Below are 20,042 nucleotides of genomic sequence, written 5' to 3'. Positions count from 1 at the left end.
CCCTCAGGCCCGGCGGGGCGAGACCAGGAGGAACGCCCGCCGCCGCCGGTCGTGGTGGAGGGTGCACTGCCAGCCGTACGCCTCCAGGACGCCCTGGCACCGGGCCAGCTCGGACTCGGCCGTGCCGGGGGCGTCGCCGGCGGGGGAGTGCCAGGACACCTCGGCGACCCCGCTCTGGGCGGCGGGCGCGACGGCGTAGCCGGCGGCCGGGGGACGCCCGGCGGTGCCGCGCGCGGACGGTGGCCTCCCGGCCGCCTCCAGGGCCAGGGCCACCGCGTGGACGTGGCGCTCGCGTTCCCAGGGCGCGGGCCGCGTGGTGTCGCCGTCCTGCAGGACGCGGCGGATCTCCAGCAGCCCCGACCAGGCCGATGCGACCTCGGCGGCGCGACCGGGGGCGGGGGCTCCCGTGCCGAGCCCGTCGTCGGCCGCGAAGCCGCGCTCGGCGGGCTCCTGGCGAGGTTCCGGCTCCGTCCCGGGCGCCGCCCCGGTGTGCGGGTGGGGGAGCTCCACGCGCGCCAGTCCCGCGCGCACCCGGCGGCCCTCCTGGGTGAGGTACCAGCCGCCGGTGCGGCCGTACCGCACGGCGAGGCCCTGCCTGGCCAGCGCCGCGCAGGTCGGTTCGCGCGCGCCCAACTGCCCGGTGTTGGCGTCGGACTCCAGCAGGGCTCGGCGCTGCACGGCGGTCAGGGTCATGCGACGAACCCTATGAGCCGGACGCGGGGCCCTGGAATGCCCTACACTCGAATTCGAGCAGTTGTTCGAACGAGGTGGAGGCGGGCAGACCATGGTCGAGGCCGAGCCGCACCAGGACCCCGGGCCCTGCGTGCTCTACATCCGCTGCGGCGGGACCGACCCGGCGACGCTCGCGGCGCTGGCCGGGCTCGTCGGCCAGTTCACCCCCGTCGTCCGCGCCGAGCCGCCGGACGCGGTCGTGGCCGACGTGCGCTCCGCGGTGAGCTTCTACGGGCTGCTGCCCGAGCAGCTCGCCCTCATGATCAGCACCCGGGCCTCCGCCCTGTACGACGTGGGCCTCACGATCGGCGTCGCCGGGAGCCGCACGGTCGCCGCCATGGCCGCGTACGACGTCCTGGTCGGCCGGATCCGGGCCGTCGACTCCGACTCGCGGGCCGTCGCCGACTTCCTGCGCGCCAAGCCGGTCGCGGCGCTGCCCGGGATCACGGCGGAGGCCGTCCGTGCGCTGGTCGCGGCCGGGCTGGACACCGTCGGCAGGGTCGCCGCCGCGCCGCTGCCCGACGTCCAGGCGATCCTCGGCGCCGCTCCCGGACGCGGCGTGTGGGAACGCGCGCACGGTCTCGACCCCGCCCCGATCACCCCCGAGCACCCGCCCGGCTCGCTCGCCGCCGACCGCCTGTTCACCGCCGACGCCACCGACCGGGGCGCGCTGAGCCGCGCCGTCCTCGAACTCGGGCTCGGTCTCGGCGACCGGCTGCGCAGCACCGGACGCACCGCCACCGGCCTCACCCTGACCGTGCGGCTCGCCGGCGGCTCGTCCGTCAGCCGCAGCCGCACCCTGCCGGAGCCCACCTCCGACCCCGGTGAACTCGCCGAGGCCGCCTACGCCATGCACGAGGCCCTCGGCCCGCACGGCGACCCCGTGCGCGCAGTGGCCCTGCGGGCCGAGGGGCTGTCCGCCGCCGACCCGCGGCGGTCCCGTCCCGTGCCGGTGGGGGCGGTCCGGGGCCGGGCCGTACTGCCGTCGACCTTCGCCGATCCGCCCGCGCCGGGCCCCGCTCAGGAGGAGCGCCGGCTGTCCTCGTGAAGCGCCTCCAGCACGGCGGCCATCACCTCTGCGCCGTCCAGCGGACGCGGCAGCGGGCCGCGCCGGGCCCGCGCCATGTCCGCGAAGCACGCGTCGCACACGGCGAGCGGGAGGTGGCGGATACCGCAGTCGCGGACGGTGTCGTCCTCCCGCCCGCAGACATCGCACCCCGAGGATGTCGCCATGTGTTCGATGGTGCCCCGTCCCGGCGTTTCGCGACAGGGCGCGACCGAATGGCGACGTGGCGTCAGCAGCCCCTCGGCCGTGGGTACTTGAGCTGGTCCGGGGCTGCGTCGTGATCACGGGCAGGGCGCCGGTTGCGAGGTGGGAGGTACGGGATGAGGGTGGGAAGGGGGAACATCCGATCGAGATCCGAACGGAGCTTCTCATGCAAGCGAGGAAGACCGAACTGTACGCGCGTGACCTGACGGAAGCGCGCTGGGTCAAGAGCAGCAAGAGCCCCTACCGGACGGACTGCGTGGAGGTCGCGGAGCTCGCCGACGGAGCCGTCGCGATCCGCGACTCGAACAACAGGGCCCTGCCACCGCTGCGGTTCACCCCGCAGGAGTGGACGGCGTTCCGGGAGGGCGTGCGCGACGGCGAGTTCGGCTAGGGCTCATCGCGTCCCACCCGCTTGACGGGCCGGCCCGCCGAGGCCGATCGACCGCCCCGGTGAGCGGGCCCGTCAAGCCCGGGATCGCCGACGGCTCCGTTGCCCCCCGGGGGGGCAACGGCCGCACCCCCATGGTTGCGCGGAGGCGGCGGTCGGAGTGAGGGTGGGGAGGGAACATCCGCACGAACCTCGATCGGAGGTTCTCATGCGAACGAGAAAGGCCGATCTCTACGCGCGGGACCTGAGGGAAGCGCGCTGGGCCAAGAGCAGCAAGAGCGGCTACCTGCCGGAGTGCGTCGAGGTGGCGGACCTCGGCGGTGGAGCCGTCGCCATCCGTGATTCCGAGAACAGGGACCTGCCGCCCCTGCGCTTCACCGCGCGGGAGTGGACGGCGTTCCGGGAGGGTGTGCGCGAGGGCGAGTTCGGTTAGCACCCGGCACGTTCCTCGGTGCTCGGCGGGCCGGCGGACCGGCCCGCCGAACCGTGTCAGCCGTCGCCCAGCACCCGGAGCGTCTGGGCCCGCAGCGCGCACGCGACCGTGCCCTCACTGGTGCGCCGCAGCTGTGGTTCCGTCGCCGGGTGCCGCCCGGAGATCAGGTCGACGATGCGGTACGCCGTCTCCTCGTCCTCCGCGGCGATGCACACCAGGACCGTGCCACGGTCCGCCTCCTGCTCCGCCATGGGCGCCTCCTCCGTCGTAGAGCCATCCCCGTGGACGCCTCGGAAGACCGTGCGGCCCCCGCCCCGGTTCTGCACCGGGGGCCGGTTCACCCGCACGAAGCACCTCGGGGTGCGCGGGGCTTACGATGAGGGGCCGGCAGCCCGTACCCGGAGAGGAAGCCTTGGCCAAGCAACGGATTCCGGTCGTCGTCATCGCGGGATTCCTGGGCTCGGGAAAGACCACGCTCCTCAACCACCTCCTGCGCAACCGCGGCGGCACCCGCATCGGCGCGATCGTCAACGACTTCGGCAGCATCAACATCGACGCGCTCTCCGTCGCCGGCCAGGTCGACTCCATGGTCGCCCTCGACAACGGCTGCCTGTGCTGTGCCGTGGACGCCACGGAGATGGACGACATGCTCGCCAGGCTCTCCCGTCCGCAGGCCCGCATCGACGTCATCGTCATCGAGGCGAGCGGTCTCGCCGAGCCCCAGGGCATGATCCGGCTGCTGCTGGCCAGTACCGACACCGCCATCACCTACGGCGGGCTGGTCGAGGTCGTCGACGCCGCCGAGTACGAGGCGGTACGCGCCCGGCACCCCGAACTCGACCGCCATGTGCGGGCCGCCGACCTCGTCGTCCTGAACAAGACCGACCGCGTCGGCGCCGCCGGCCGTGAACGGGTCCGCGAGGCACTGGCCGCCGTGGCCCCCGGAACGCCGCTGGTCGAGGCCGCCCACGGCCGTGTGGACCCCGCCCTGCTCTTCGAGCCCCGGCCGCGCGCGGCCGACGGCACGGCCGCCCGCCAGCTGTCGTTCGACGAGCTGTACGCGGACGACGGGCACGAGCACCACGCGGACGGCGACGACACCGGCCACCTCCACGCGGCGTACGACAGCGTGGAGTTCACCTCCGAGGCGCCGCTGCACCCGCGCCGGCTGATGGAGTTCCTCGACGGCAGGCCCGCGGGCCTGTACCGGATGAAGGGCTTCCTGCGCTTCGCCGCACCGGCCCACGAGCAGAAGTACACCCTGCACTCCGTCGGCGGCTTCCTGCGCTTCCTGCCGTCCGTCTGGTCCCGGGACGAGTCCCGCGCCACCCGGCTGGTGATGATCGGTGCGGGGCTCGACGCGGCCGCCCTGCGCAAGGGCCTCGACGCCTGCGTCGCCGACCCTGGCGAGGAACTCCCCGCCGACGCCATGTTCGGCGTCCTGCGCTACGTCCGTCCCTGACACCCCCTGCCCGAGGCCGCCCGCCGGGCGGCGGCGCAGCCGCACAGCACGGCGAGGGTGAGCGGCACCATCGTCGCCAGGACCGCCGCCGCCCGCGCCCCGGGACGGCGGTCCGCGGCCATGTGGGTCCCCCACGCCGTCCGCACCACGCCCACCACCTGCCCCGGGCTGCCCGCGTGGCGCACCTTCACCGGCTCCGGTGACGGATCCCGGCCCGTGACGGCCTCCAGCGGCACGCCCGTGCACTGCATGGGGGCGCGGCCGCGTTCGGGGCGCTGCTCGCACCCGGTCAGCACCATGCGTACCTCGCGGCCGATCACCCCGGTCTCGTACGCGCCGTGGGCCGCGGTGAAGGCGGTCACCGCCAGCAGGAACACGGTCAGCAGCGACCACGCCACGGCCGCAGCCGCGGCGGCGCCCCGGGTGCGCCGCTTGGTGATCACACCCTCAGAGTAGGACGGTCCCGGCTCAGTCGAAGGCGACCACCAGCCGGACGCCGTCCGGGCCGAAGCGGCCCGCGAGTGCCTCCATCACGGCGAAGACATGGGGCCAGTGCGTGCCCTCGCCCAGGACCAGGCCCGCGGTCAGCGGCTCGTAACGGCATTCCCCCGCCGGACCGCTCCAGGTGAACCCGTCCGTGGCGCCGTCCAGTTCGGGCGGCCGCGGCCCCACGGCCGCGACCACGTCCGGCGGCCACACGGCCGGTACGAAGCACCGGCAGGGCGGTCCCGCTGCGACGGCCGCCGCCACGTCACCCGGCCCACGAAGTGCTCGGGGACGGCTGCCCGGTCGGCGGCGGCGAGCTCGGCCCAGGTGACCCAGCCGGCCCCGTCCATGGCCCCGGACGCCACCCACGGCGCGAGCCCCTCGCGGAAGCGGCCGGACAGGTCCTCCGGCAGGCCCCAGCCCGCCGCGAGGGGGCGGAACCCGAGGGTGTTGCGTACCCCGAAGAGGTAGCCGAAGGATGGGTAGTCGACCTCGTCGTACAGCGGCCACAGGTCCATCGCGTCGACCCAGGGTTCGCCCTCGTAGAACTCCGTGCCTGCCAGCGGATGGCGGAACTCGATGCCGCCGTGGATGTCCGTTCCCACGGCTCCGCACCGTACAGGCGTCCGGGGGAAGGCGCGCGCCAATTGCCTGCCGGGACGACGGGGCCCGCCGGGAGCACAGGGCTCATCGGCCGCGCAGGGCGCCGGCCGTCGTGCCGGTGCGGTCGCGGAGCAGGACGCGCAGGGTGTTGGCGTGCTCGTAGCCCACGCGGCGGGCGACGACCTCGACGGGGAGGTCGGTGGTGCGCAGCAGGTGCGTGGCCTGCTCGACGCGCAGGTCCTGCACGAAACGGACCGGGGACACGCCCAGGACCCGCCGCACGGCCCGCTGCAGGGTCCGCTCGCCGACCCCCAGGGCGCGGGCCGCCTCGGCGATGCTGATGGGCTCCTCCAGACGCAGCCGCACCCAGCGCTCGAAGCCGGCCACCGTCGGATCGGCCTGGGCCAGGGCGCTGGGGATGGTGTACGCCGACTGCGACGGGCGCTCGTCCACGACCAGGTAGCGGGCGACCAGATCGGCCAGTGCCGGGCTGGACATGCGCACCACCGCCAGCGCCAGGTCGACGTGGCCGAAGGCCGCGCCCGCCGTCGTGACCCCGTCGCAACTGGTCACCATGCGGGTCTCGTCGACCGTGACGGCCGGGTAGCGCTGCCGGAAGACCGGGGCCAGCCACCAACTGGTCGTGGCGCGCCGCCCGTCCAGCACCCCGGACTCGGCGAGCAGGAAGGTGCCCGTGCAGGCCGAGGCGACGGGCCTGCCGCGCTCGCGCGTGGCCGCCACCAGACGGCGCACGGCGGCCGTGCCTGGCCCCGAGACGCGCTCCACGAGGGCGTCCGGCCGGCGCTCCGCGAGTGCCGGGACGAGCAGCAGATCCGCCCCCGCGGCCTCGCCGGCCGGTGCCGCCGCCACCGTGTGCCCGGCGCCGGTGCGGACCCGGCGGCGCGGGCCGACCGTCGTCACGTTCCAGGCGGGCGGCGGCTGCGGGAGCTCGCCGCGCATCGCGTTGGCCGCCTCGAGGACGTCGAGGACCGCCGAGAGACCGGAGTCGAACACACCGTCGTACGCCACCACTGCCACGTCCATGACGGAAACGGTATCGAACACGTCGTTTCCGACGCTGGGGGGAGGGGTGCCGCGCGGCATAGGTTTCCGGTGTCCGGCCGGACGACGTCCACCACCGCACGACCACCGAGAAGGGGCACACGATGACGAAGATCGGCCTGCTGGCCCGCATCGAGGCCAGGCCCGAGCACGCGGAGGAGGTCGCGGCCATGCTGCACGACGCACTGGCGGCGGCCCGGGAGGAGGAGCACACCGTCACCTGGTTCGCGTTCCGCGAGGACGCCACCACCTTCGGGGTCTTCGACACCTTCGAGGACGAGGCGGGCCGCGCCGGCCACCTGTCGGGCCGCATCGCCGCCGCCCTGGCGGAGGCGGCGAAGACGAAGCTCGCCTCGCCGCCGGACATCCGCCCGGTGGACGTCCTGGCGGCCAAGCTGCCCTGACGCCCATCGGCGCCCCGGACCGTGGGAAGGAACTGGTCATGAGCGAGACCGAGCCCCGCACCACCGTGGTGAACCTCAAGGGCCACCGCGACGACCCCGCGTACGCGGACGTCGTCTACGTGGGCCGCCCGACGCACCGCGGCGGCTGGCACCTGGCCGGCTCCCCGCTGGCCAGCCCCTACCGCCCGGGGCGGGACGGTACCCGCCAGGAGGTCCTCGACAAGTACCGCGAACACCTGCTGGGCCGCCCCGACCTGCTCGCGATGCTGCCCGCGCTGCGCGGCCGCAGGCTGGGCTGCTGGTGCCTGCCCGAGCCGTGCCACGCGCAGGTCATCGCGGAACTCGCCGACGCGTCCTGACCGCCGCCCCGCCCCGCCCCGCCCGGTACGGCCGGCCGGACGCGTGTCCCGATCCGAGGGTCGCGCGTCCGTCCGGCATCCGGCGGGGACCGCCGCCGCGCCCGACGATGGATCCAACGGCACCGGGCGGCCCGCCCAGACGCCGCCGGAACCGGAAACCTGTCAGGAGATTCGACGTGGCTGAAATCATCGCGGACATCGAGGTGCCCGGCACCCTGCTCGTGACGGAGGCGACCGAACTGGTGCGCAAGGCCGCCGACCCGGTGGTCTTCCACCACTCCCGCCGGGTGTACTTCTGGGCGTCGATGCGCGGCCGCAACCGCGGGTGGGACTTCGACCCCGAGCTGCTGTACGTCGGCGCCCTCTTCCACGACCTCGGACTGACCGACACCTACGCCCGTACCGACCAGCGCTTCGAGATCGACGGCGCCGACGAGGCCCGCCGCTTCCTGCTGGAGCACGACGTCCCCGAGGACCGCGCGCGGGTGGTGTGGGAGGCGATCGCCCTGCACACCACGCCGGAGATCCCGTGGCACATGGCGCCCGAGATCGCCCTGGTCACCTCGGGGGTCGAGGTCGACGTCCTCGGCATCGGGTACGACGAGATCACGCCGCAGGAGCGCGAGGCGGTCGTCGCCGTCCACCCGCGGCCCGACTTCAAGAACAACATCCTCAAGGAGTTCACCCACGGCATCGCGCCGCGCCCCGGCACGACGTTCGGCAACGTCAAGGCCGACGTCCTGGAGCGCTTCGTACCGGGCTTCGTCCGCGGGAACTTCGTGGACACCATCCTGCAGTCGCCCTGGGCGGAGTGACCCGGCCGGAGGCAGCCACAGCGGCCGGGCGGCCGGGGCGGGCCGCCCGCTCACCCCTCCCGGCTGCCGTGCGGCCGGGTGGTGCGGAAGCGGTCACGGTACGCCCCCGGGCTGACGCCCAGACGGCGCCGGAACGCCCGGCGCATCGTCTCCTCCGACCCGAAACCGCTGCGCCGGGCCACCACGTCGAGGGCGTCGTCGCCCGCCTCCAGCAGCGCCTGGGCGGCCTCGACGCGGACGCGTTCCACGTACTCCGAGGCCGTGCCGTCCGTCTCGGTACGGAACAGCCGGGTCAGATGACGTGAACTCACCCCCGCCCGCGCCGCCAGCGCGGGCAGGCCGTGGTCCCCCGAGGGATCGGCGGCCACCTGGTCGAGCACCCCGCGCAGCACCGAGTGCGCGGGGTGCCGCGGGCTCTGCCGCACGCTGAACTGCGACTGGCCGCCCGGCCGCGCCATGAAGACCACCAGGAACTTGGCGGCCTTGCGGGCGATGTCCGGCCCGAGGTCGGACTCGACCAGGGACAGGGTCAGGTCGATCCCGGCGCTGATGCCCGCCGAGGTGATGAACCGGCCGTCCCGTACGAAGATCGCGTCGTCGTCCACCTCCACCTTCGGGTAGCGGGCGGCGAGGTCGCCCGCCAGCCGCCAGTGCGTCGCCGCCCGGCGTCCGTCCAGCAACCCGGTCGCGGCCAGGGGGAAAGCGCCGGCGCAGACCGAGGCGACGGTGCGGGAGCGGTCCGCGAGCCGGGTGATGCCCGCCACGAGCGCGGTGTCGGAGACCGCCGCCCACCAGTCGGGACGCCCGGGGATGACGAGGGTGTCGACCGGGAAGTCCACCTCGTCCAGCGACAGGTCCGGCATGAGCCGCAGCCCCGCGGTGGTGGTCACGGGCCCGCCGTCCGGCGAGACGGTGCTCATCGCGTAGTGGGCGCCGTACTCGTTCGCCGCCGCGTACACGTCCAGCGGGCCGGTCACGTCCATCAGCTGCAGTCCGTCGAACAGCAGCACCAGGACGCGGTGCGGCGGGACGGCGGGGGAGGTCCCGGAGGGCTTGTGCGGGTTCACGCGGGGCGTCACTCTCGTTCCTCGGGGGGCGGGCCGGCGTCCGGCGGGACCGGCGCGGACACCCATGTGGCCTGCATCCCGGGGACGTTGGGCCGGCCCGGTCCTGTCCGGTCCTTCATTGTCGCCCCTGCGCGTGCGCCTACGACGCCGGGCTGGTGACCCCCGCGACGGGCCGCTGGAGCGGGGCGAGGTGCCGCGTGGTCACCACGCGGCGGCCGCGCTCGTCGTCGTGGATGCACGTGGACCCGGCCAGCCGGCGCACGATCTCCAGACCGCGGCCGTGCTCGTCCGGCGGGGTGCTGTCCGGGGAGGACCCGTCGTGGTGCCGGGCCGCGCCGCTGTCGGTGACGGTGATGACCAGGCCGTCGTCGTGCATGCACAGCCGGACCGACATCTGCGCCCTGCCGTGGCGCGCGGCGTTCGCCGCGAGCTCGTCGACGATCAGCTCGGCGGCGATGCGGTCCTCCGCGGTCAGTCCCCACAGGCCCAGCAACTCGGACGTGAAGTGCCGCGCGGCGCCCACGTAGGCGGGCTCCGCCGGCTGCACGAGTTCCGCCGAGCGGGTGGGGGTCGTGTCACCGCACATGACGTGTGGGCCCTTCATGGCTGAGGCCGCGGTCCCGGCGGCCGCGGGGTCGCCCCACTGGCCACGCCGCCTTGCGGCACACCACGACGTCGGCCTCCCTTTCGGCCGCCGTGCCGGGCGCCGCTCCCGTCCCCCCGCGCGGATAGCGTGGACGTGTGCGTCTTCTTGTGATGTCCGATACACACCTGCCCAAACGTGCCAAGGAGCTTCCGGCCGAACTACTCGACCGGATTTCCGAGGCCGACGCCGTCCTCCACGCCGGCGACTGGGTCGACGCGGCGACCCTCGACCTGCTGCAGGCGCGGTCCCGGCGGGTGATCGGCGTGTACGGCAACAACGACGGCGCCGACCTGCGCGCGCGGCTGCCCGAGGTCGCCCGGGCGGAGCTGGGCGGGCTGCGCTTCGGCGTGGTGCACGACAGCGGCCCGGCCCAGGGGCGCGAACGCCGCTGCGAGGAGCGCTTCCCCGACCTGGACGTCCTGGTCTTCGGGCACAGCCACATCCCCTGGGACAGCACGGCGCCGGGCGGGCTGCGGCTGCTCAACCCCGGATCGCCGACCGACCGCAGGCGTCAGCCGTACGGCACCTACCTCACCGCCGAGGCGGCCGGAGGCGCGCTGACCCAGGTGCGGCTGCACGAACTGCCGCGACGCTGACCCGCGCGGCGACGGTCCGGCTCAGTGCTCGAGCGCCGGGCCGCCGGCCGGCCGGACCGCGCCCGAGGGCTCGGAGACCCGGACCGCCCCGGGAGCCTGCGCGGCCTCCGCCTCCCGCTCCCGCGCCTGCGTCCCGGTGGCGGCGTCCGCGGGCGGCAGCAGCGCCATGACCGCCTGGCGGTGCCCGTCGCTGGCGTCCTCGTCGAAGGGGTCCGGGGTCGCCGGCACCTGCACCCGGAGCACCGGCCCCGAGCCCAGCCGCACGTAGCCGCGGCCCGGCGGCACCTCCGCGGCGGACGTGGAGCACTGCGGCGCGCCGAGCACCGCCTGGGTCTGCTCCGCGGTGACCGCGCCCAGCAGCACCCGGGCCCTGGTGTGGGCGATGACGACCGGGGAGAGCGCCTCGGCGCCGTCGAGGTGGTCGGCGACGACGACGGTCACCCCGGCCGCGCGGCCGTGCCGCAGCGGGATGTCCAGCAGCTCCTGCGGGTCGGGGCGGCTCTCGGCGTGCGCGAGCTGGCTGAGCACGGTCGGCCGGTCGACGAGGATCCACAAGGGGCGCCGTACGTCGTCGGGGGCGGTACGCCCCGCCTGCCGGGCCCGGTTGACGGCGATCAGACGGCGCTCGGTCTCGTGCGCCGCCCACTCCAGGGTGGCCAGCGTGCCCGCCAGGCCGCTCTCGATGGCCATCACCCCGGGCCGTCCGGTCAGGCACGCGTGCTCGCCGGTCCCGCTGCCGTCCACGACCACGAGGTCGCCCTCCGGCAGCACCTGGAGCGCGATGGAGCGCAGCAGCGTGGTGGTGCCCGTGCCGGGCTGGCCGAGGGCGAGCAGGTGCGGCTCGGTGGAGCGCGGGCCGGTGCGCCACACGACCGGGGGCGCGTCCCTGACCTCCTCGCCGTCCTCGACCGGGACGGTGCGCTGCACCGCCTCGGGGTCGGTGAAGCCGAGCACCGTCTCGCCCGGGGAGGTGACGAAACGCTGTGCGGCGATGCCCGTGGGCAGCGGGGGGAGCGCGGTGAGGGTGAGGTGGTTCTCCTCCTCGTTCCACTCGAAGCGGTACTCGCGGCCGCGCCCCACCTTGGCGTGCAGCACGTGCTCGACGCGGGCCCTGGCCGTGGCCTCGCCGTCGGTGAAGTAGGCGGGGTACTTGAGGTGCAGGCGGACCAGCCGCCCGTCCTCGAAGGCGTAGTCGCCGAAGGCGTTCTCCCAGCTGCCGTCGTGGGCGTAGATCGGGCTGGGGTCGTCGGCGACGGACAGGTACGGCACCAGGGCCTCGTACAGCGCGGTCAGCCGGTCGCTCTCCGCGCCGCTCGGTCCGGTCGGGGCGGGTGTGCGGTCCCGGCCCATCCAGCCGGCGGAACCCATCCAGGCGGCGAACATCAGGTAGGCCCCGTAGGGCAGCAGGACCAGGACGAGGAACCCGGCTCCCACGGAGGCCATCAGCGCCGGTCCGCGCCGGTCCTTGGGCGTGCTGCCCCACCAATCGCGCGCCCAGCCGGCCTGGCGGCGCAGCCCGCGCGCGATGACGAAGAGCGGGTGGAGGACGTCCGTGGTGCTGTCGACGGCGGCCCGCGCGAGCTCACGGCCGCGGGTGAGCGAGGGGCGGCTGCTCAGGAGGGCGGAGAGGGGACGCCGGACCACGGGGAGCTCCAGAGGATCGTTGCGGGGACGGTACGACGGAACGGAACGGGAAGGGCCCGGAGCGGAGCGGCGCCGGGCCCGGTGGATCGGCCGTGCGGGACGGCCTAGAACTTGATCCCGCCCAGGAGGCTCGCCAGGCTCGCCCCGCCGGCCTTGATGCTCGGGGCGATGGCGGTGCCCGCGAGGTAGAAGCCGAAGAGGGCGCAGACGAGCGCGTGGGACGCCTTGAGCCCGTCCTTGCGGAAGAACAGGAAGACGATGATGCCGAGCAGGACGACGCCTGAGATGGACAGGATCATGGGGGCTACTCCTGTGTGATGGGGACTGTCACCATGAGTTGTTCCAGAATTACAGATAGTAATATGTTCTGAAAAGAGGCAAATGGGTGATTTATAGGGAAGTTCACCTGTTCAGCTTCGCTGACCTGTTTCTTCCGGGGTGATCCTCGCCGGTCGTCCGGCGTGTCATGTGGCAGGCCCCGCCGACGGAGCAGTGAAGTCGCCCGTTCGAGTGATCAAAATCGTTAAGCTTCGGCCATGGCTTCTCGTGCGGTCCGCGCCCCCCGAGCCGGCGTGCACCGGCGGCACGCCCGGCAGGGCCAGGGCGGTGGGGGCCGCTTAGGGTGGATCACAAGCGGTCCCGCCCGCGCACGGCGAGCAGCCACGCCTAGTGAGGAACGATGAGCGAGCCGACCCCGCAGAACGACCCGGCCCAGGACCCCGAAGTCCTGCGACTCGCCGCCGAACTCTTCGACCTCGCCCGCCGGGGAGGCACGGAGACCCTGACGGCGTACGTGGACGCCGGGGTGCCGGCCAACCTCACCAACGACAAGGGCGACACCCTCCTCATGCTGGCCGCGTACCACGGCCACGCCGCCACCGTGGCCGCGCTCCTGCGGCACGGTGCCGACCCCGACCGCGCCAACGACCGCGGCCAGACGCCGCTGGCCGGTGCCGTCTTCAAGGGCGAGGACGAGGTGGTCCGCGTCCTCGTCGACGGCGGCGCCGACCCCGCCGCCGGCACCCCCTCGGCCATCGACACCGCCCGCATGTTCGGCCAGGACGCGCTCCTGGAACTCTTCGGCGCCGCATGACCCCCGGGCGCGCCACGACCACCGCCGTACCCACGATGAAGAGAAGTGGACCCATGACGGAAACCGACAGCTGGAACAATCCGCTGCGCGATCCATCCGACCGGCGGCTGCCGCGCATCGCGGGACCGTCCGGGCTGGTGATCTTCGGTGTGACGGGCGACCTGTCCCGCAAGAAGCTGATGCCTGCCGTGTACGACCTCGCCAACCGCGGGCTGCTGCCGCCGGGCTTCTCGCTCGTCGGCTTCGCCCGCCGCGACTGGGCGGACGAGGACTTCGCGCAGGTCGTCCACGACGCGGTCAAGGAGCACGCGCGCACCCCCTTCCGCGAGGAGGTCTGGACGGAGCTGGCCGCCGGAATGCGCTTCGTGCCCGGCGACTTCGGCGACGACGACGCCTTCGACGCCCTCCGCGCGACCGTGGAGGAACTGGACAAGGCCCGCGGTACCAGCGGCAACTTCGCCTTCTACCTCTCGGTGCCGCCCAAGTTCTTCCCGACCGTGGTCCAGCAGCTGAAGAAGCACGGGCTGTCCGACCCGCCCGAGGGATCCTGGCGACGCGCCGTCATCGAGAAGCCCTTCGGCCACGACCTGGCCAGCGCCCAGGAGCTCAACCAGGTCGTCCACCAGGTCTTCCCGCCCGCCGAGGTCTTCCGGATCGACCACTACCTGGGCAAGGAGACGGTCCAGAACATCCTGGCGCTGCGGTTCGCCAACACGATGTTCGAGCCGCTGTGGAACCGTTCCTACGTCGACCACGTGCAGATCACGATGGCCGAGGACATCGGCATCGGCGGCCGCGCGGGCTACTACGACGGGATCGGCGCCGCGCGCGACGTCATCCAGAACCACCTGCTCCAACTCCTCGCGCTGACCGCCATGGAGGAGCCCGCCTCCTTCGAGGCCAAGTCGCTGGTGCAGGAGAAGCTCAAGGTGCTCCAAGCCGTCCGGCACCCCGACGACCTGGGCGCGCACACCGTGCGCGGGCAGTACGCGCACGGCTGGCAGGGCGGGGAGGAGGTGCTCGGGTACCTGGAGGAGGACGGCATCGACGCCAAGTCCAAGACCGACACCTACGCCGCCATCAAGCTGGCCATCGACAACCGCCGCTGGGCCGGCGTCCCCTTCTACCTGCGTACCGGCAAGCGCCTGGGCCGCCGTGTCACCGAGATCGCGGTCGTCTTCCAGCGCGCCCCGCACTCCCCGTTCGACAACACCGCGACCGAGGAGCTCGGGCAGAACGCCCTGGTCATCCGGGTCCAGCCGGACGAGGGCGTGACGATCAGGTTCGGTTCGAAGGTGCCGGGCACCTCGATGGAGATCCGGGACGTGACGATGGACTTCGCCTACGGCGAGTCCTTCACCGAGTCCAGCCCGGAGGCCTACGAACGGCTGATCCTGGACGTCCTGCTCGGTGACGCCAACCTCTTCCCCCGGCACCAGGAGGTCGAGGAGTCCTGGCGGATCCTCGACCCGATCGAGGAGTACTGGGACCGGCACGGCAAGCCCGAGCAGTACACCGCCGGTACCTGGGGTCCGAAGGCGGCGGACGAGATGCTCGCACGAGACGGCAGGAGCTGGCGCCGGCCATGAACATCGATCTGACCGAGACCACTTCAAGCAAGATCAATTCGGCGCTGATCAAGGCGCGCAGGGCCATCGGCAGTCCGGCCGTCGGCATGGTGCTGACCCTCGTCATCGTCACCGACGAGGGCAACCACTACGACGCCCTCAAGGCCGCCTCCGACGCCTCGCGCGAGCACCCCTCGCGCATCCTGGTCGTCATCAAGCGCCCCGGCCGCTCCCCCCGCGACCGGCGCAGCGCCCGCCTCGACGCCGAGGTGCGCGTCGGCGGAGAGTCCGGCACCGGCGAGACCGTCCTGCTCCGCCTCCACGGCGAACTCGCCGACCACGCCCACAGCGTGGTCCTGCCGCTGCTGCTGCCCGACGCCCCCGTCGTCGTCTGGTGGCCGGTCGACGCACCCGCCAACCCCGCCGCCGACCCCCTCGGCGCGCTGGCGCAGCGCCGGATCACCGACGCGTACGCCGTCGAGCATCCGTTGGAGGAGCTGAAGACCCGTGCCGCCGGCTACACCCCCGGCGACACCGACCTGTCCTGGACCCGGCTCACGCCCTGGCGGTCCATGCTCGCCGCCGCTCTCGACCAGGCCCGGGCCAGGGTCATCTCGGCCGCCGTCGAGAGCGAGGCCGACAACCCCAGCGCCGAACTCCTGGCCCGCTGGCTCGGCAACCGGCTGCGCGTGCCCGTCGAGCGCGTCGTCACCGACGGCCCGGTCGTCACCGCGGTCCGGCTGAGCACCGCGGACGGCGACATCCACATCGACCGCCCCGAGGGCCCGCTGGCCAACCTCACCATCCCCGGGCAGCCCAGCCGGCACCTCGCGCTGAAGGTGCGGTCGACCGCCGAGCTCATCGCCGAGGAGCTGCGCCGGCTCGACCCCGACGAGATGTACGCCGCGTCGCTGCGCCACACCGACGCGGCGGAGGGGCCCCGCCCGGCGAAGACCACCGCGCGGAGCAGCAAGAAGCGGCCCACCCCGGCCAGCGCGGAGGCCGCCAAGTAGACCGACTGCCGCAGCAGTACGCCGGGGGCGGCGCACACCGCCTGCAGGAGCAGCATCGCGGCCGTGGTGAACAGGTAGCAGACCACGACCGTCAGCGCCGACTCCAGGTGCGCCCGCCACCCGGCGCGGCCCCCGCCGAAGGTGAAGCGCGCGTGCAACTCGGTGGCCAGCACCGTCGAGGCCACGGTCACCACCGCGTTCGCCAGGGCGAACGGCACCGGTCCCGACAGCGCCATCAGCACTCCGGAGGACGCCAGCCCCACACCGCCGCCGCACACGGCGAAGCGCACGAACGCGGCCGGCGCGGAAGGCGCGGGGCCCGCGGTGCGGAGGCGACGGGCGGCGGCGGGAGGGGCGGATCGCTCCGCGGTGACGGTGTCCATGCCCGCACACTGCCCGCCCCCGCTGACAGGGCGCTGACCGCACGCTGACACGCCACCCGCACGGGCCCGACGCCCCCGCCCGACGAGGTCGCGGCCCGGGTCAGGACAGGGCGAACGGGCCTTCCGTGGCCTTGCGGTGCTGCATGGCCGTCAGCTTGCGGACGAACAGGATGGCGAGGACCGCGGCGAGGATGTCCACGCCGTCCACGGCGATGGCGAAGCCGGCGGCGTCGCGGAGGTCGTCCGCGTAGCCCGAGCTCTCGTCGAACATGCCCCCCGAGAGCCGGCCCAGCACGGAGGAGGCTATCCACGCCGCCCACCAGTAGGAGACCGGGCCCGAGTCGGCGGGCCGAAGGCGGCCGTCCTGCGTCGTCTGGGAGCTCGCGACCCAGGTCTCGCGGGCGACCCTGAAGGGGATCCACAGGTTGCCGATCGGGATGAACCAGCCGCCGATCGCCCACCCGCGGCCCTTCTCGAACCCGTTGGGGGCGAACACCTCGCCGTTGGAGCGGACCCGGTGGAACCAGACGATGAAGACGACGGTCGTCGCCACCAGGGCGATGACCTGCAGGACCGCGGCGGAGCCCGTCCACAGGTCCGAGCGGTTCAGCGCGGACGGGTCGACGGTGGCGAGTTCGTCGGCGACCGCCGTGCCCATGAGGGCGTAGCGGGCGGCCTCCGCGGCGATGGCGAGCACATCGACCGCGATCACCAGTGACAGCAGCACCGTCACCGCGGCCGCCAGACTCAGCGGGGAACGGAGCACGGCGGAGGTCGCCGGAGGCCCGGCGGGTACGGGGTACGGGGCACCGGGCGGCGGCCCGACAGGGTTGAGCGACATGGAATCCCCCCAGGGACACAACATGGAGACGTGCCCGTCGAGCGGCGGGCAGGAGGACATTACGGCAGGAGATCTTGACCAGTCCACATGATTGAGCCGCGCCCGCGCGCCTTCGGCCCGGTCACGCCGGCGGTGTGGGGGAACGGCGCGCCACCTGCGGGTTTCCGCAAGGGAAACGGGGTCGCAGGGGAGCCTGTCCAGAGCCTGTCCAGAGCCTGTCCAGAGCCTGTCCAGCTTTAGTAATGCGGGGGTCGAGAAACCTCGTCCCCGGGTCCCGCGGCTCCCGGAGCCGGCCCTGGGGTTCACCTGCGAGCCCGGCGACGCACGTTCGACGCCACCAGTGTCGACACTCCTGCCACTGTGCGCGGGATCGGCCGGCGGACCGGACGGGACCGCTCTGACCAGGCAGTATGCGGTAACGGTGAAGTCGATGAAGGGGAGGGGCGAGCACACTGTAATGACACCTTGTGGGTAGACATTGAGTGTATAGACGGCGTGTATATTCACTGCATGTTCTTCGACCCGCTCCGACTCCCGTTCGCGCCGCCCCCGCCCCAGGCCGCGTCCGGCAACCGCCGAGCCGTCACGCGCGACGGCATTCCGTGCCCAGGGGGCCAGGCGTGAACCGTGACGGTGCCGGGGCCGCGCCGGGGCGGTTCCGTTCGGCGCTGGGAGATCTGTGGCTCGGCGCGCGACTGGCGGGCTCCGGGGGCCGCGAGGGGTGGATCCGTACGGCGCTGACCGCGGTGGGCGTCGGGCTCGGGGTGGCTCTGCTGTTCCTCGCCGCCGCGGTGCCGAACGTCCTGGGCGCCCGCGCGGAGCGCGGGCACGCGCGTGAGACGCCGAACTTCGAGAGCGGGGTGTCGGTGCGGCGCGCGGACACGACGTTCCTCTGGTACGACGCGAGCACCGAGTACCGTGGCGAGGCCGTCGGCGGGCAGTTGCTGCGCCCGGACGGCCCCGGTGCTCCGCCGCCGCCGGGTGTGGCACGGATCCCCGGGCCGGGGGAGATGGCGGTCTCGCCCGCTCTGCGCGAGCTGCTGGGCTCGTCGTCCGGCGCGCTGCTCAAGGAGCGGCTCGGTTACCGGATCACCGGGACCATCGCGGACCGGGGTCTGCTCGAACCGGGGGAGCTGCGCTTCTACGCGGGGAGTGCCACGCTCACCAGGAGCGGGGGTGCGATCAGGTCCGCAGGGTACGGCCATGACCCCGGCTCCGGGCGGTTCGATCCGCAGTTGGTGGTCCTGGTCGCTTTGATCTGCGTCGTCCTGCTGGTTCCTGTGGGCGTGTTCATCGGTACGGCCGTCCGGTTCGGTGGGGACCGCAGGGACCGCAGGCTGGCCGCGTTGCGGCTGGTCGGTGCGAATGTCGGGATGACCCGGCGGATCGCGGCGGGTGAGGCGCTGTTCGGCGCCGTGCTGGGTCTGCTGGTCGGTACCGGGGTGTTCCTGGGGGCGCGCCGGCTGGCGGGGTCGGTGCGGCTGTGGGGCGTGAGTGCTTTTCCTGCCGATGTCGCCCCTGACCTGCTGCTGGCGGGACTGATCGTGGTGGCGATCCTGGTGGGGGCGGTTGTGGTCACCCTGTCGGCGCTGCGTTCGGTGGCGATCGAGCCGTTGGGGGTCGTGCGGCATGCCACGTTGCGGCCGCGTCGGTTGTGGTGGCGGCTGGTGAGTCCTGTGGTCGGTGTCGGTGTGCTGATGCTGACGGGGTCGGCGGACGGGGAGTTGGGGTCGGGTGGTGTGTATCCGGTCGCGCTGGGTGCGGTGCTGGTCCTGGTGGGGTTGACCGGGCTGTTGCCGTGGCTGGTGGAGGCCGTGGTGAGGCGGCTGCGCGGGGGGCCGGTCGCGTGGCAGCTCGCGGTGCGCCGGTTGCAGTTGAGCAGTGGGACGGCGTCGCGGGCGGTGAGCGGCATCACCGTGGCGGTGGCCGGTGCGATCGCGCTGCAGATGGTGTTCGGTGGCATGCAGGAGGACTTCGCCTCGCCGTCCGCTCCGAAGGCGGGGCGTGGGTCTTCCGCTCCTGCCGATGTCGTGCGTGCGGATTTCCGGGTTGCGGCGGCTTCGGAGAGCGTGGGCGATCCGGTCCTGGCGGAGCGGATGGCCGAGGAGTTCCGGCAGGTCAAGGGTGTGCGGCGGGTGGTCGCCACGGTCGAGGCGTATGTGAGTCGTCCGGATGCGGGTGGTGGGCCGGGGTCCGTCACCACGTTGACGGTGGGCAGTTGTGCGACGTTGCGGTCGTTGGTCTCGTTGTCTTCGTGCCGTGACGGTGATGCCTTCGTGGCGCACCGGCCGGGTGCGTCGCGGCGGGCCCGGGAGGCGAACCTCCTCACCGATGAGGCTGCCCGGCCGGGTGGGCGGATCGATCTTGACGCCGTTTCGGAGGGCGTTTCGGAGGGCGAGTCGTGGACGTTGCCGGTGACGGCTCGGGCGGTGGTGGCGGTCCGGGATCCGGTGGGCGAGGTCCATGACGGCATCCTGGCCACTCCGGGGGCGCTGGCCGGGCACCGGTTGCCGCAGGCGTCGACGTTCGCGTCCGTCGCGATCGACCGCCGGGTTCCCGATGCGGCGGAGTACCTGCGCAATGCCGCGGCGCGGGTGGATCCGATGCTGCGGGTGGGCGGGTTGGTGAACGTGCAGCGTGACCGGCAGTACTCCAGTGTGCAGACGGGTCTGCGGGTCGGGGGGACCTTGACGGTCGCGCTGATCGCGGCGGGGATGCTGGTGGCGCAGGTGGAGCAGTTGAGGGAGCGTCGGCGTCTGCTGTCGGTGCTGGTGGCGTTCGGTACGCGGCGCAGGACGTTGGCGTGGTCGGTGCTGTGGCAGACGGCGGTGCCGGTGCTGGCGGGTACGGTGGTCGCGATCATTGGTGGGCTGGTCCTGGGGCGGGCGATGCTGGGCGTCGTGGTGAAGCCGGTGCGGGACTGGTGGGTGTTCCTGCCGTATGCCGGGATCGGTGCGGTGGCGGTTCTGGTGGTGACGGTGCTGAGCCTTCCGCCGTTGTGGCGGATGATGCGGGCGGGCGGGCTGCGTACGGAGTGAGGGTGTGTGCCGCCGGTCCGCTGTGCGGGCCGGCGGTGGTCAAGTGCGTCCGGCTAAAGGGCTGTTGACGTGCGGGGACGGCCTGGCGGGGTGGTGCCGGGGAGGAACCGCGTGAGGGCCCTTGACGTGTCCTGATGGC

At 73.5% G+C, this 20,042-nt stretch carries 23 protein-coding genes; 12 read left to right on the top strand and 11 right to left on the bottom strand.

Annotated features, from left to right (window positions below; all coding sequences use genetic code 11):
- Positions 1 to 3 precede the first annotated feature (3 nt).
- A complete protein-coding gene (locus tag ACFYYN_RS14635; RefSeq protein ID WP_500546071.1) occupies positions 4 to 693 on the bottom strand; it encodes a hypothetical protein in 690 nt (229 codons plus the stop codon).
- Between the two features lie 91 nt (positions 694 to 784).
- On the opposite strand from ACFYYN_RS14635, the gene ACFYYN_RS14630 reads away from it, so the two are divergent.
- A complete protein-coding gene (locus ACFYYN_RS14630; RefSeq protein WP_500326928.1) occupies positions 785 to 1,780 on the top strand; it encodes a DNA polymerase Y family protein in 996 nt (331 codons plus the stop codon).
- Here ACFYYN_RS14630 and ACFYYN_RS14625 read toward each other — a convergent pair.
- Positions 1,753 to 1,965: a hypothetical protein gene (locus ACFYYN_RS14625; RefSeq protein WP_500326930.1), complete on the bottom strand. Its 213-nt coding sequence runs from the start codon at positions 1,963 to 1,965 to the stop codon at positions 1,753 to 1,755. The genes ACFYYN_RS14630 and ACFYYN_RS14625 overlap by 28 nt on opposite strands.
- Before the next feature lie 203 nt (positions 1,966 to 2,168).
- Here ACFYYN_RS14625 and ACFYYN_RS14620 point away from each other — a divergent pair, with 203 nt between their 5' ends.
- Together ACFYYN_RS14620 and ACFYYN_RS14615 are read left to right on the top strand one after the other, a co-directional pair.
- Complete coding sequence (locus ACFYYN_RS14620; protein WP_500546070.1) at positions 2,169 to 2,393, top strand: DUF397 domain-containing protein; 225 nt, start codon at positions 2,169 to 2,171, stop codon at positions 2,391 to 2,393.
- Between the two features lie 205 nt (positions 2,394 to 2,598).
- Positions 2,599 to 2,823, top strand: a complete 225-nt coding sequence (locus tag ACFYYN_RS14615; RefSeq protein WP_500546069.1) for a DUF397 domain-containing protein — start codon at positions 2,599 to 2,601, stop codon at positions 2,821 to 2,823.
- A gap of 56 nt (positions 2,824 to 2,879) precedes the next feature.
- On the opposite strand, the gene ACFYYN_RS14610 is transcribed toward ACFYYN_RS14615, so the two are convergent.
- Positions 2,880 to 3,074 (bottom strand): hypothetical protein, encoded by a 195-nt coding sequence (locus ACFYYN_RS14610; RefSeq protein ID WP_500546068.1) that lies wholly within the window; start codon positions 3,072 to 3,074, stop codon positions 2,880 to 2,882.
- 161 nt (positions 3,075 to 3,235) lie between these two features.
- Between ACFYYN_RS14610 and ACFYYN_RS14605 the strand changes: the two genes are divergently transcribed.
- On the top strand, positions 3,236 to 4,285 hold the full coding sequence (locus ACFYYN_RS14605) for a CobW family GTP-binding protein (protein WP_500546066.1): 1,050 nt from the start codon (positions 3,236 to 3,238) through the stop codon (positions 4,283 to 4,285).
- Here the strand turns inward: ACFYYN_RS14605 and ACFYYN_RS14600 are convergent.
- The 3 genes from ACFYYN_RS14600 to ACFYYN_RS14590 all read right to left on the bottom strand — a co-directional run bounded on the left by ACFYYN_RS14600 (position 4,270) and on the right by ACFYYN_RS14590 (position 6,418).
- Positions 4,270 to 4,728: a hypothetical protein gene (locus ACFYYN_RS14600; RefSeq protein ID WP_500546065.1), complete on the bottom strand. Its 459-nt coding sequence runs from the start codon at positions 4,726 to 4,728 to the stop codon at positions 4,270 to 4,272. The genes ACFYYN_RS14605 and ACFYYN_RS14600 overlap by 16 nt on opposite strands.
- A gap of 141 nt (positions 4,729 to 4,869) precedes the next feature.
- Positions 4,870 to 5,376 carry a hypothetical protein gene (locus ACFYYN_RS14595; protein ID WP_500546064.1) on the bottom strand — a complete coding sequence of 169 codons (507 nt, stop codon included), beginning with the start codon at positions 5,374 to 5,376 and terminating at the stop codon, positions 4,870 to 4,872.
- 82 nt (positions 5,377 to 5,458) lie between these two features.
- The gene (locus ACFYYN_RS14590; RefSeq protein WP_500546063.1) at positions 5,459 to 6,418 is read right to left on the bottom strand and encodes a GlxA family transcriptional regulator; all 960 of its coding nucleotides are present in this window, start codon (positions 6,416 to 6,418) and stop codon (positions 5,459 to 5,461) included.
- Positions 6,419 to 6,540: 122 nt separating this feature from the next.
- Here ACFYYN_RS14590 and ACFYYN_RS14585 point away from each other — a divergent pair, with 122 nt between their 5' ends.
- The 3 genes from ACFYYN_RS14585 (at position 6,541) to ACFYYN_RS14575 (ending at position 8,014) form a co-directional block, all read left to right on the top strand.
- Positions 6,541 to 6,840, top strand: coding sequence for a putative quinol monooxygenase (locus tag ACFYYN_RS14585; RefSeq protein ID WP_500546062.1), 300 nt, complete (start codon positions 6,541 to 6,543; stop codon positions 6,838 to 6,840).
- Between the two features lie 38 nt (positions 6,841 to 6,878).
- Entirely contained in the window at positions 6,879 to 7,199 is a 321-nt protein-coding gene (locus tag ACFYYN_RS14580; protein ID WP_499510298.1) for a DUF4326 domain-containing protein, read from the top strand.
- A 176-nt stretch (positions 7,200 to 7,375) separates the two neighbouring features.
- On the top strand, positions 7,376 to 8,014 hold the full coding sequence (locus ACFYYN_RS14575) for an HD domain-containing protein (protein ID WP_500326947.1): 639 nt from the start codon (positions 7,376 to 7,378) through the stop codon (positions 8,012 to 8,014).
- A 50-nt stretch (positions 8,015 to 8,064) separates the two neighbouring features.
- Here ACFYYN_RS14575 and ACFYYN_RS14570 read toward each other — a convergent pair whose 3' ends face one another.
- Both ACFYYN_RS14570 and ACFYYN_RS14565 read right to left on the bottom strand, forming a co-directional pair.
- Positions 8,065 to 9,093: a GlxA family transcriptional regulator gene (locus ACFYYN_RS14570; protein ID WP_500546061.1), complete on the bottom strand. Its 1,029-nt coding sequence runs from the start codon at positions 9,091 to 9,093 to the stop codon at positions 8,065 to 8,067.
- Positions 9,094 to 9,220: 127 nt separating this feature from the next.
- On the bottom strand, positions 9,221 to 9,667 hold the full coding sequence (locus ACFYYN_RS14565; protein WP_500546060.1) for an ATP-binding protein: 447 nt from the start codon (positions 9,665 to 9,667) through the stop codon (positions 9,221 to 9,223).
- A 155-nt stretch (positions 9,668 to 9,822) separates the two neighbouring features.
- Between ACFYYN_RS14565 and ACFYYN_RS14560 the strand changes: the two genes are divergently transcribed.
- Positions 9,823 to 10,323, top strand: a complete 501-nt coding sequence (locus ACFYYN_RS14560) for a metallophosphoesterase family protein (RefSeq protein ID WP_499510294.1) — start codon at positions 9,823 to 9,825, stop codon at positions 10,321 to 10,323.
- Between the two features lie 21 nt (positions 10,324 to 10,344).
- On the opposite strand, the gene ACFYYN_RS14555 is transcribed toward ACFYYN_RS14560, so the two are convergent.
- Positions 10,345 to 11,967, bottom strand: coding sequence for a hypothetical protein (locus ACFYYN_RS14555; RefSeq protein ID WP_500546059.1), 1,623 nt, complete (start codon positions 11,965 to 11,967; stop codon positions 10,345 to 10,347).
- Between the two features lie 104 nt (positions 11,968 to 12,071).
- A complete protein-coding gene (locus ACFYYN_RS14550) occupies positions 12,072 to 12,266 on the bottom strand; it encodes a hypothetical protein (RefSeq protein ID WP_018534760.1) in 195 nt (64 codons plus the stop codon).
- Between the two features lie 380 nt (positions 12,267 to 12,646).
- On the opposite strand from ACFYYN_RS14550, the gene ACFYYN_RS14545 reads away from it, so the two are divergent.
- From ACFYYN_RS14545 to opcA, 3 genes are read left to right on the top strand one after another with little or no spacing between them, the layout of a single operon-like run.
- Entirely contained in the window at positions 12,647 to 13,060 is a 414-nt protein-coding gene (locus tag ACFYYN_RS14545; RefSeq protein WP_500546058.1) for an ankyrin repeat domain-containing protein, read from the top strand.
- A gap of 53 nt (positions 13,061 to 13,113) precedes the next feature.
- Positions 13,114 to 14,649 (top strand): glucose-6-phosphate dehydrogenase, encoded by a 1,536-nt coding sequence (gene zwf / locus ACFYYN_RS14540; protein ID WP_500546057.1) that lies wholly within the window; start codon positions 13,114 to 13,116, stop codon positions 14,647 to 14,649.
- Positions 14,646 to 15,641, top strand: coding sequence for a glucose-6-phosphate dehydrogenase assembly protein OpcA (opcA, locus tag ACFYYN_RS14535; RefSeq protein WP_500546056.1), 996 nt, complete (start codon positions 14,646 to 14,648; stop codon positions 15,639 to 15,641). The genes zwf and opcA overlap by 4 nt, the downstream gene beginning before the upstream one ends.
- Positions 15,642 to 16,124: 483 nt before the next feature.
- Here opcA and ACFYYN_RS14530 read toward each other — a convergent pair whose 3' ends face one another.
- Complete coding sequence (locus tag ACFYYN_RS14530; protein WP_500546055.1) at positions 16,125 to 16,865, bottom strand: DUF4328 domain-containing protein; 741 nt, start codon at positions 16,863 to 16,865, stop codon at positions 16,125 to 16,127.
- Positions 16,866 to 17,485: 620 nt separating this feature from the next.
- On the opposite strand from ACFYYN_RS14530, the gene ACFYYN_RS14525 reads away from it, so the two are divergent.
- A complete protein-coding gene (locus ACFYYN_RS14525) occupies positions 17,486 to 19,903 on the top strand; it encodes an ABC transporter permease (RefSeq protein ID WP_500546054.1) in 2,418 nt (805 codons plus the stop codon).
- Positions 19,904 to 20,042 lie beyond the last annotated feature (139 nt).

It is taken from the genome of Streptomyces sp. NPDC001902 (genome assembly GCF_042891295.1).
GTDB lineage: Bacteria > Actinomycetota > Actinomycetes > Streptomycetales > Streptomycetaceae > Actinacidiphila.
The sequence above is the reverse complement of the archived record's forward strand: the minus strand, read 5'-3'. Positions and strand labels throughout refer to the sequence as shown.

Excerpts from the sequence above, each read along its gene's own strand:
- ACFYYN_RS14635 (WP_500546071.1), bottom strand. The coding sequence starts at position 693 with ATGACCCTGACCGCCGTGCAGCGCCGAGCCCTGCTGGAGTCCGACGCC.
- ACFYYN_RS14630 (WP_500326928.1), top strand. The coding sequence starts at position 785 with ATGGTCGAGGCCGAGCCGCACCAGGACCCCGGGCCCTGCGTGCTCTAC.
- ACFYYN_RS14625 (WP_500326930.1), bottom strand. The coding sequence starts at position 1,965 with ATGGCGACATCCTCGGGGTGCGATGTCTGCGGGCGGGAGGACGACACC.
- ACFYYN_RS14620 (WP_500546070.1), top strand. The coding sequence starts at position 2,169 with ATGCAAGCGAGGAAGACCGAACTGTACGCGCGTGACCTGACGGAAGCG.
- ACFYYN_RS14615 (WP_500546069.1), top strand. The coding sequence starts at position 2,599 with ATGCGAACGAGAAAGGCCGATCTCTACGCGCGGGACCTGAGGGAAGCG.
- ACFYYN_RS14610 (WP_500546068.1), bottom strand. The coding sequence starts at position 3,074 with ATGGCGGAGCAGGAGGCGGACCGTGGCACGGTCCTGGTGTGCATCGCC.
- ACFYYN_RS14590 (WP_500546063.1), bottom strand. The coding sequence starts at position 6,418 with ATGGACGTGGCAGTGGTGGCGTACGACGGTGTGTTCGACTCCGGTCTC.
- ACFYYN_RS14585 (WP_500546062.1), top strand. The coding sequence starts at position 6,541 with ATGACGAAGATCGGCCTGCTGGCCCGCATCGAGGCCAGGCCCGAGCAC.
- ACFYYN_RS14580 (WP_499510298.1), top strand. The coding sequence starts at position 6,879 with ATGAGCGAGACCGAGCCCCGCACCACCGTGGTGAACCTCAAGGGCCAC.
- ACFYYN_RS14565 (WP_500546060.1), bottom strand. The coding sequence starts at position 9,667 with ATGTGCGGTGACACGACCCCCACCCGCTCGGCGGAACTCGTGCAGCCG.
- ACFYYN_RS14550 (WP_018534760.1), bottom strand. The coding sequence starts at position 12,266 with ATGATCCTGTCCATCTCAGGCGTCGTCCTGCTCGGCATCATCGTCTTC.
- ACFYYN_RS14545 (WP_500546058.1), top strand. The coding sequence starts at position 12,647 with ATGAGCGAGCCGACCCCGCAGAACGACCCGGCCCAGGACCCCGAAGTC.
- zwf (WP_500546057.1), top strand. The coding sequence starts at position 13,114 with ATGACGGAAACCGACAGCTGGAACAATCCGCTGCGCGATCCATCCGAC.
- opcA (WP_500546056.1), top strand. The coding sequence starts at position 14,646 with ATGAACATCGATCTGACCGAGACCACTTCAAGCAAGATCAATTCGGCG.
- ACFYYN_RS14530 (WP_500546055.1), bottom strand. The coding sequence starts at position 16,865 with ATGTCGCTCAACCCTGTCGGGCCGCCGCCCGGTGCCCCGTACCCCGTA.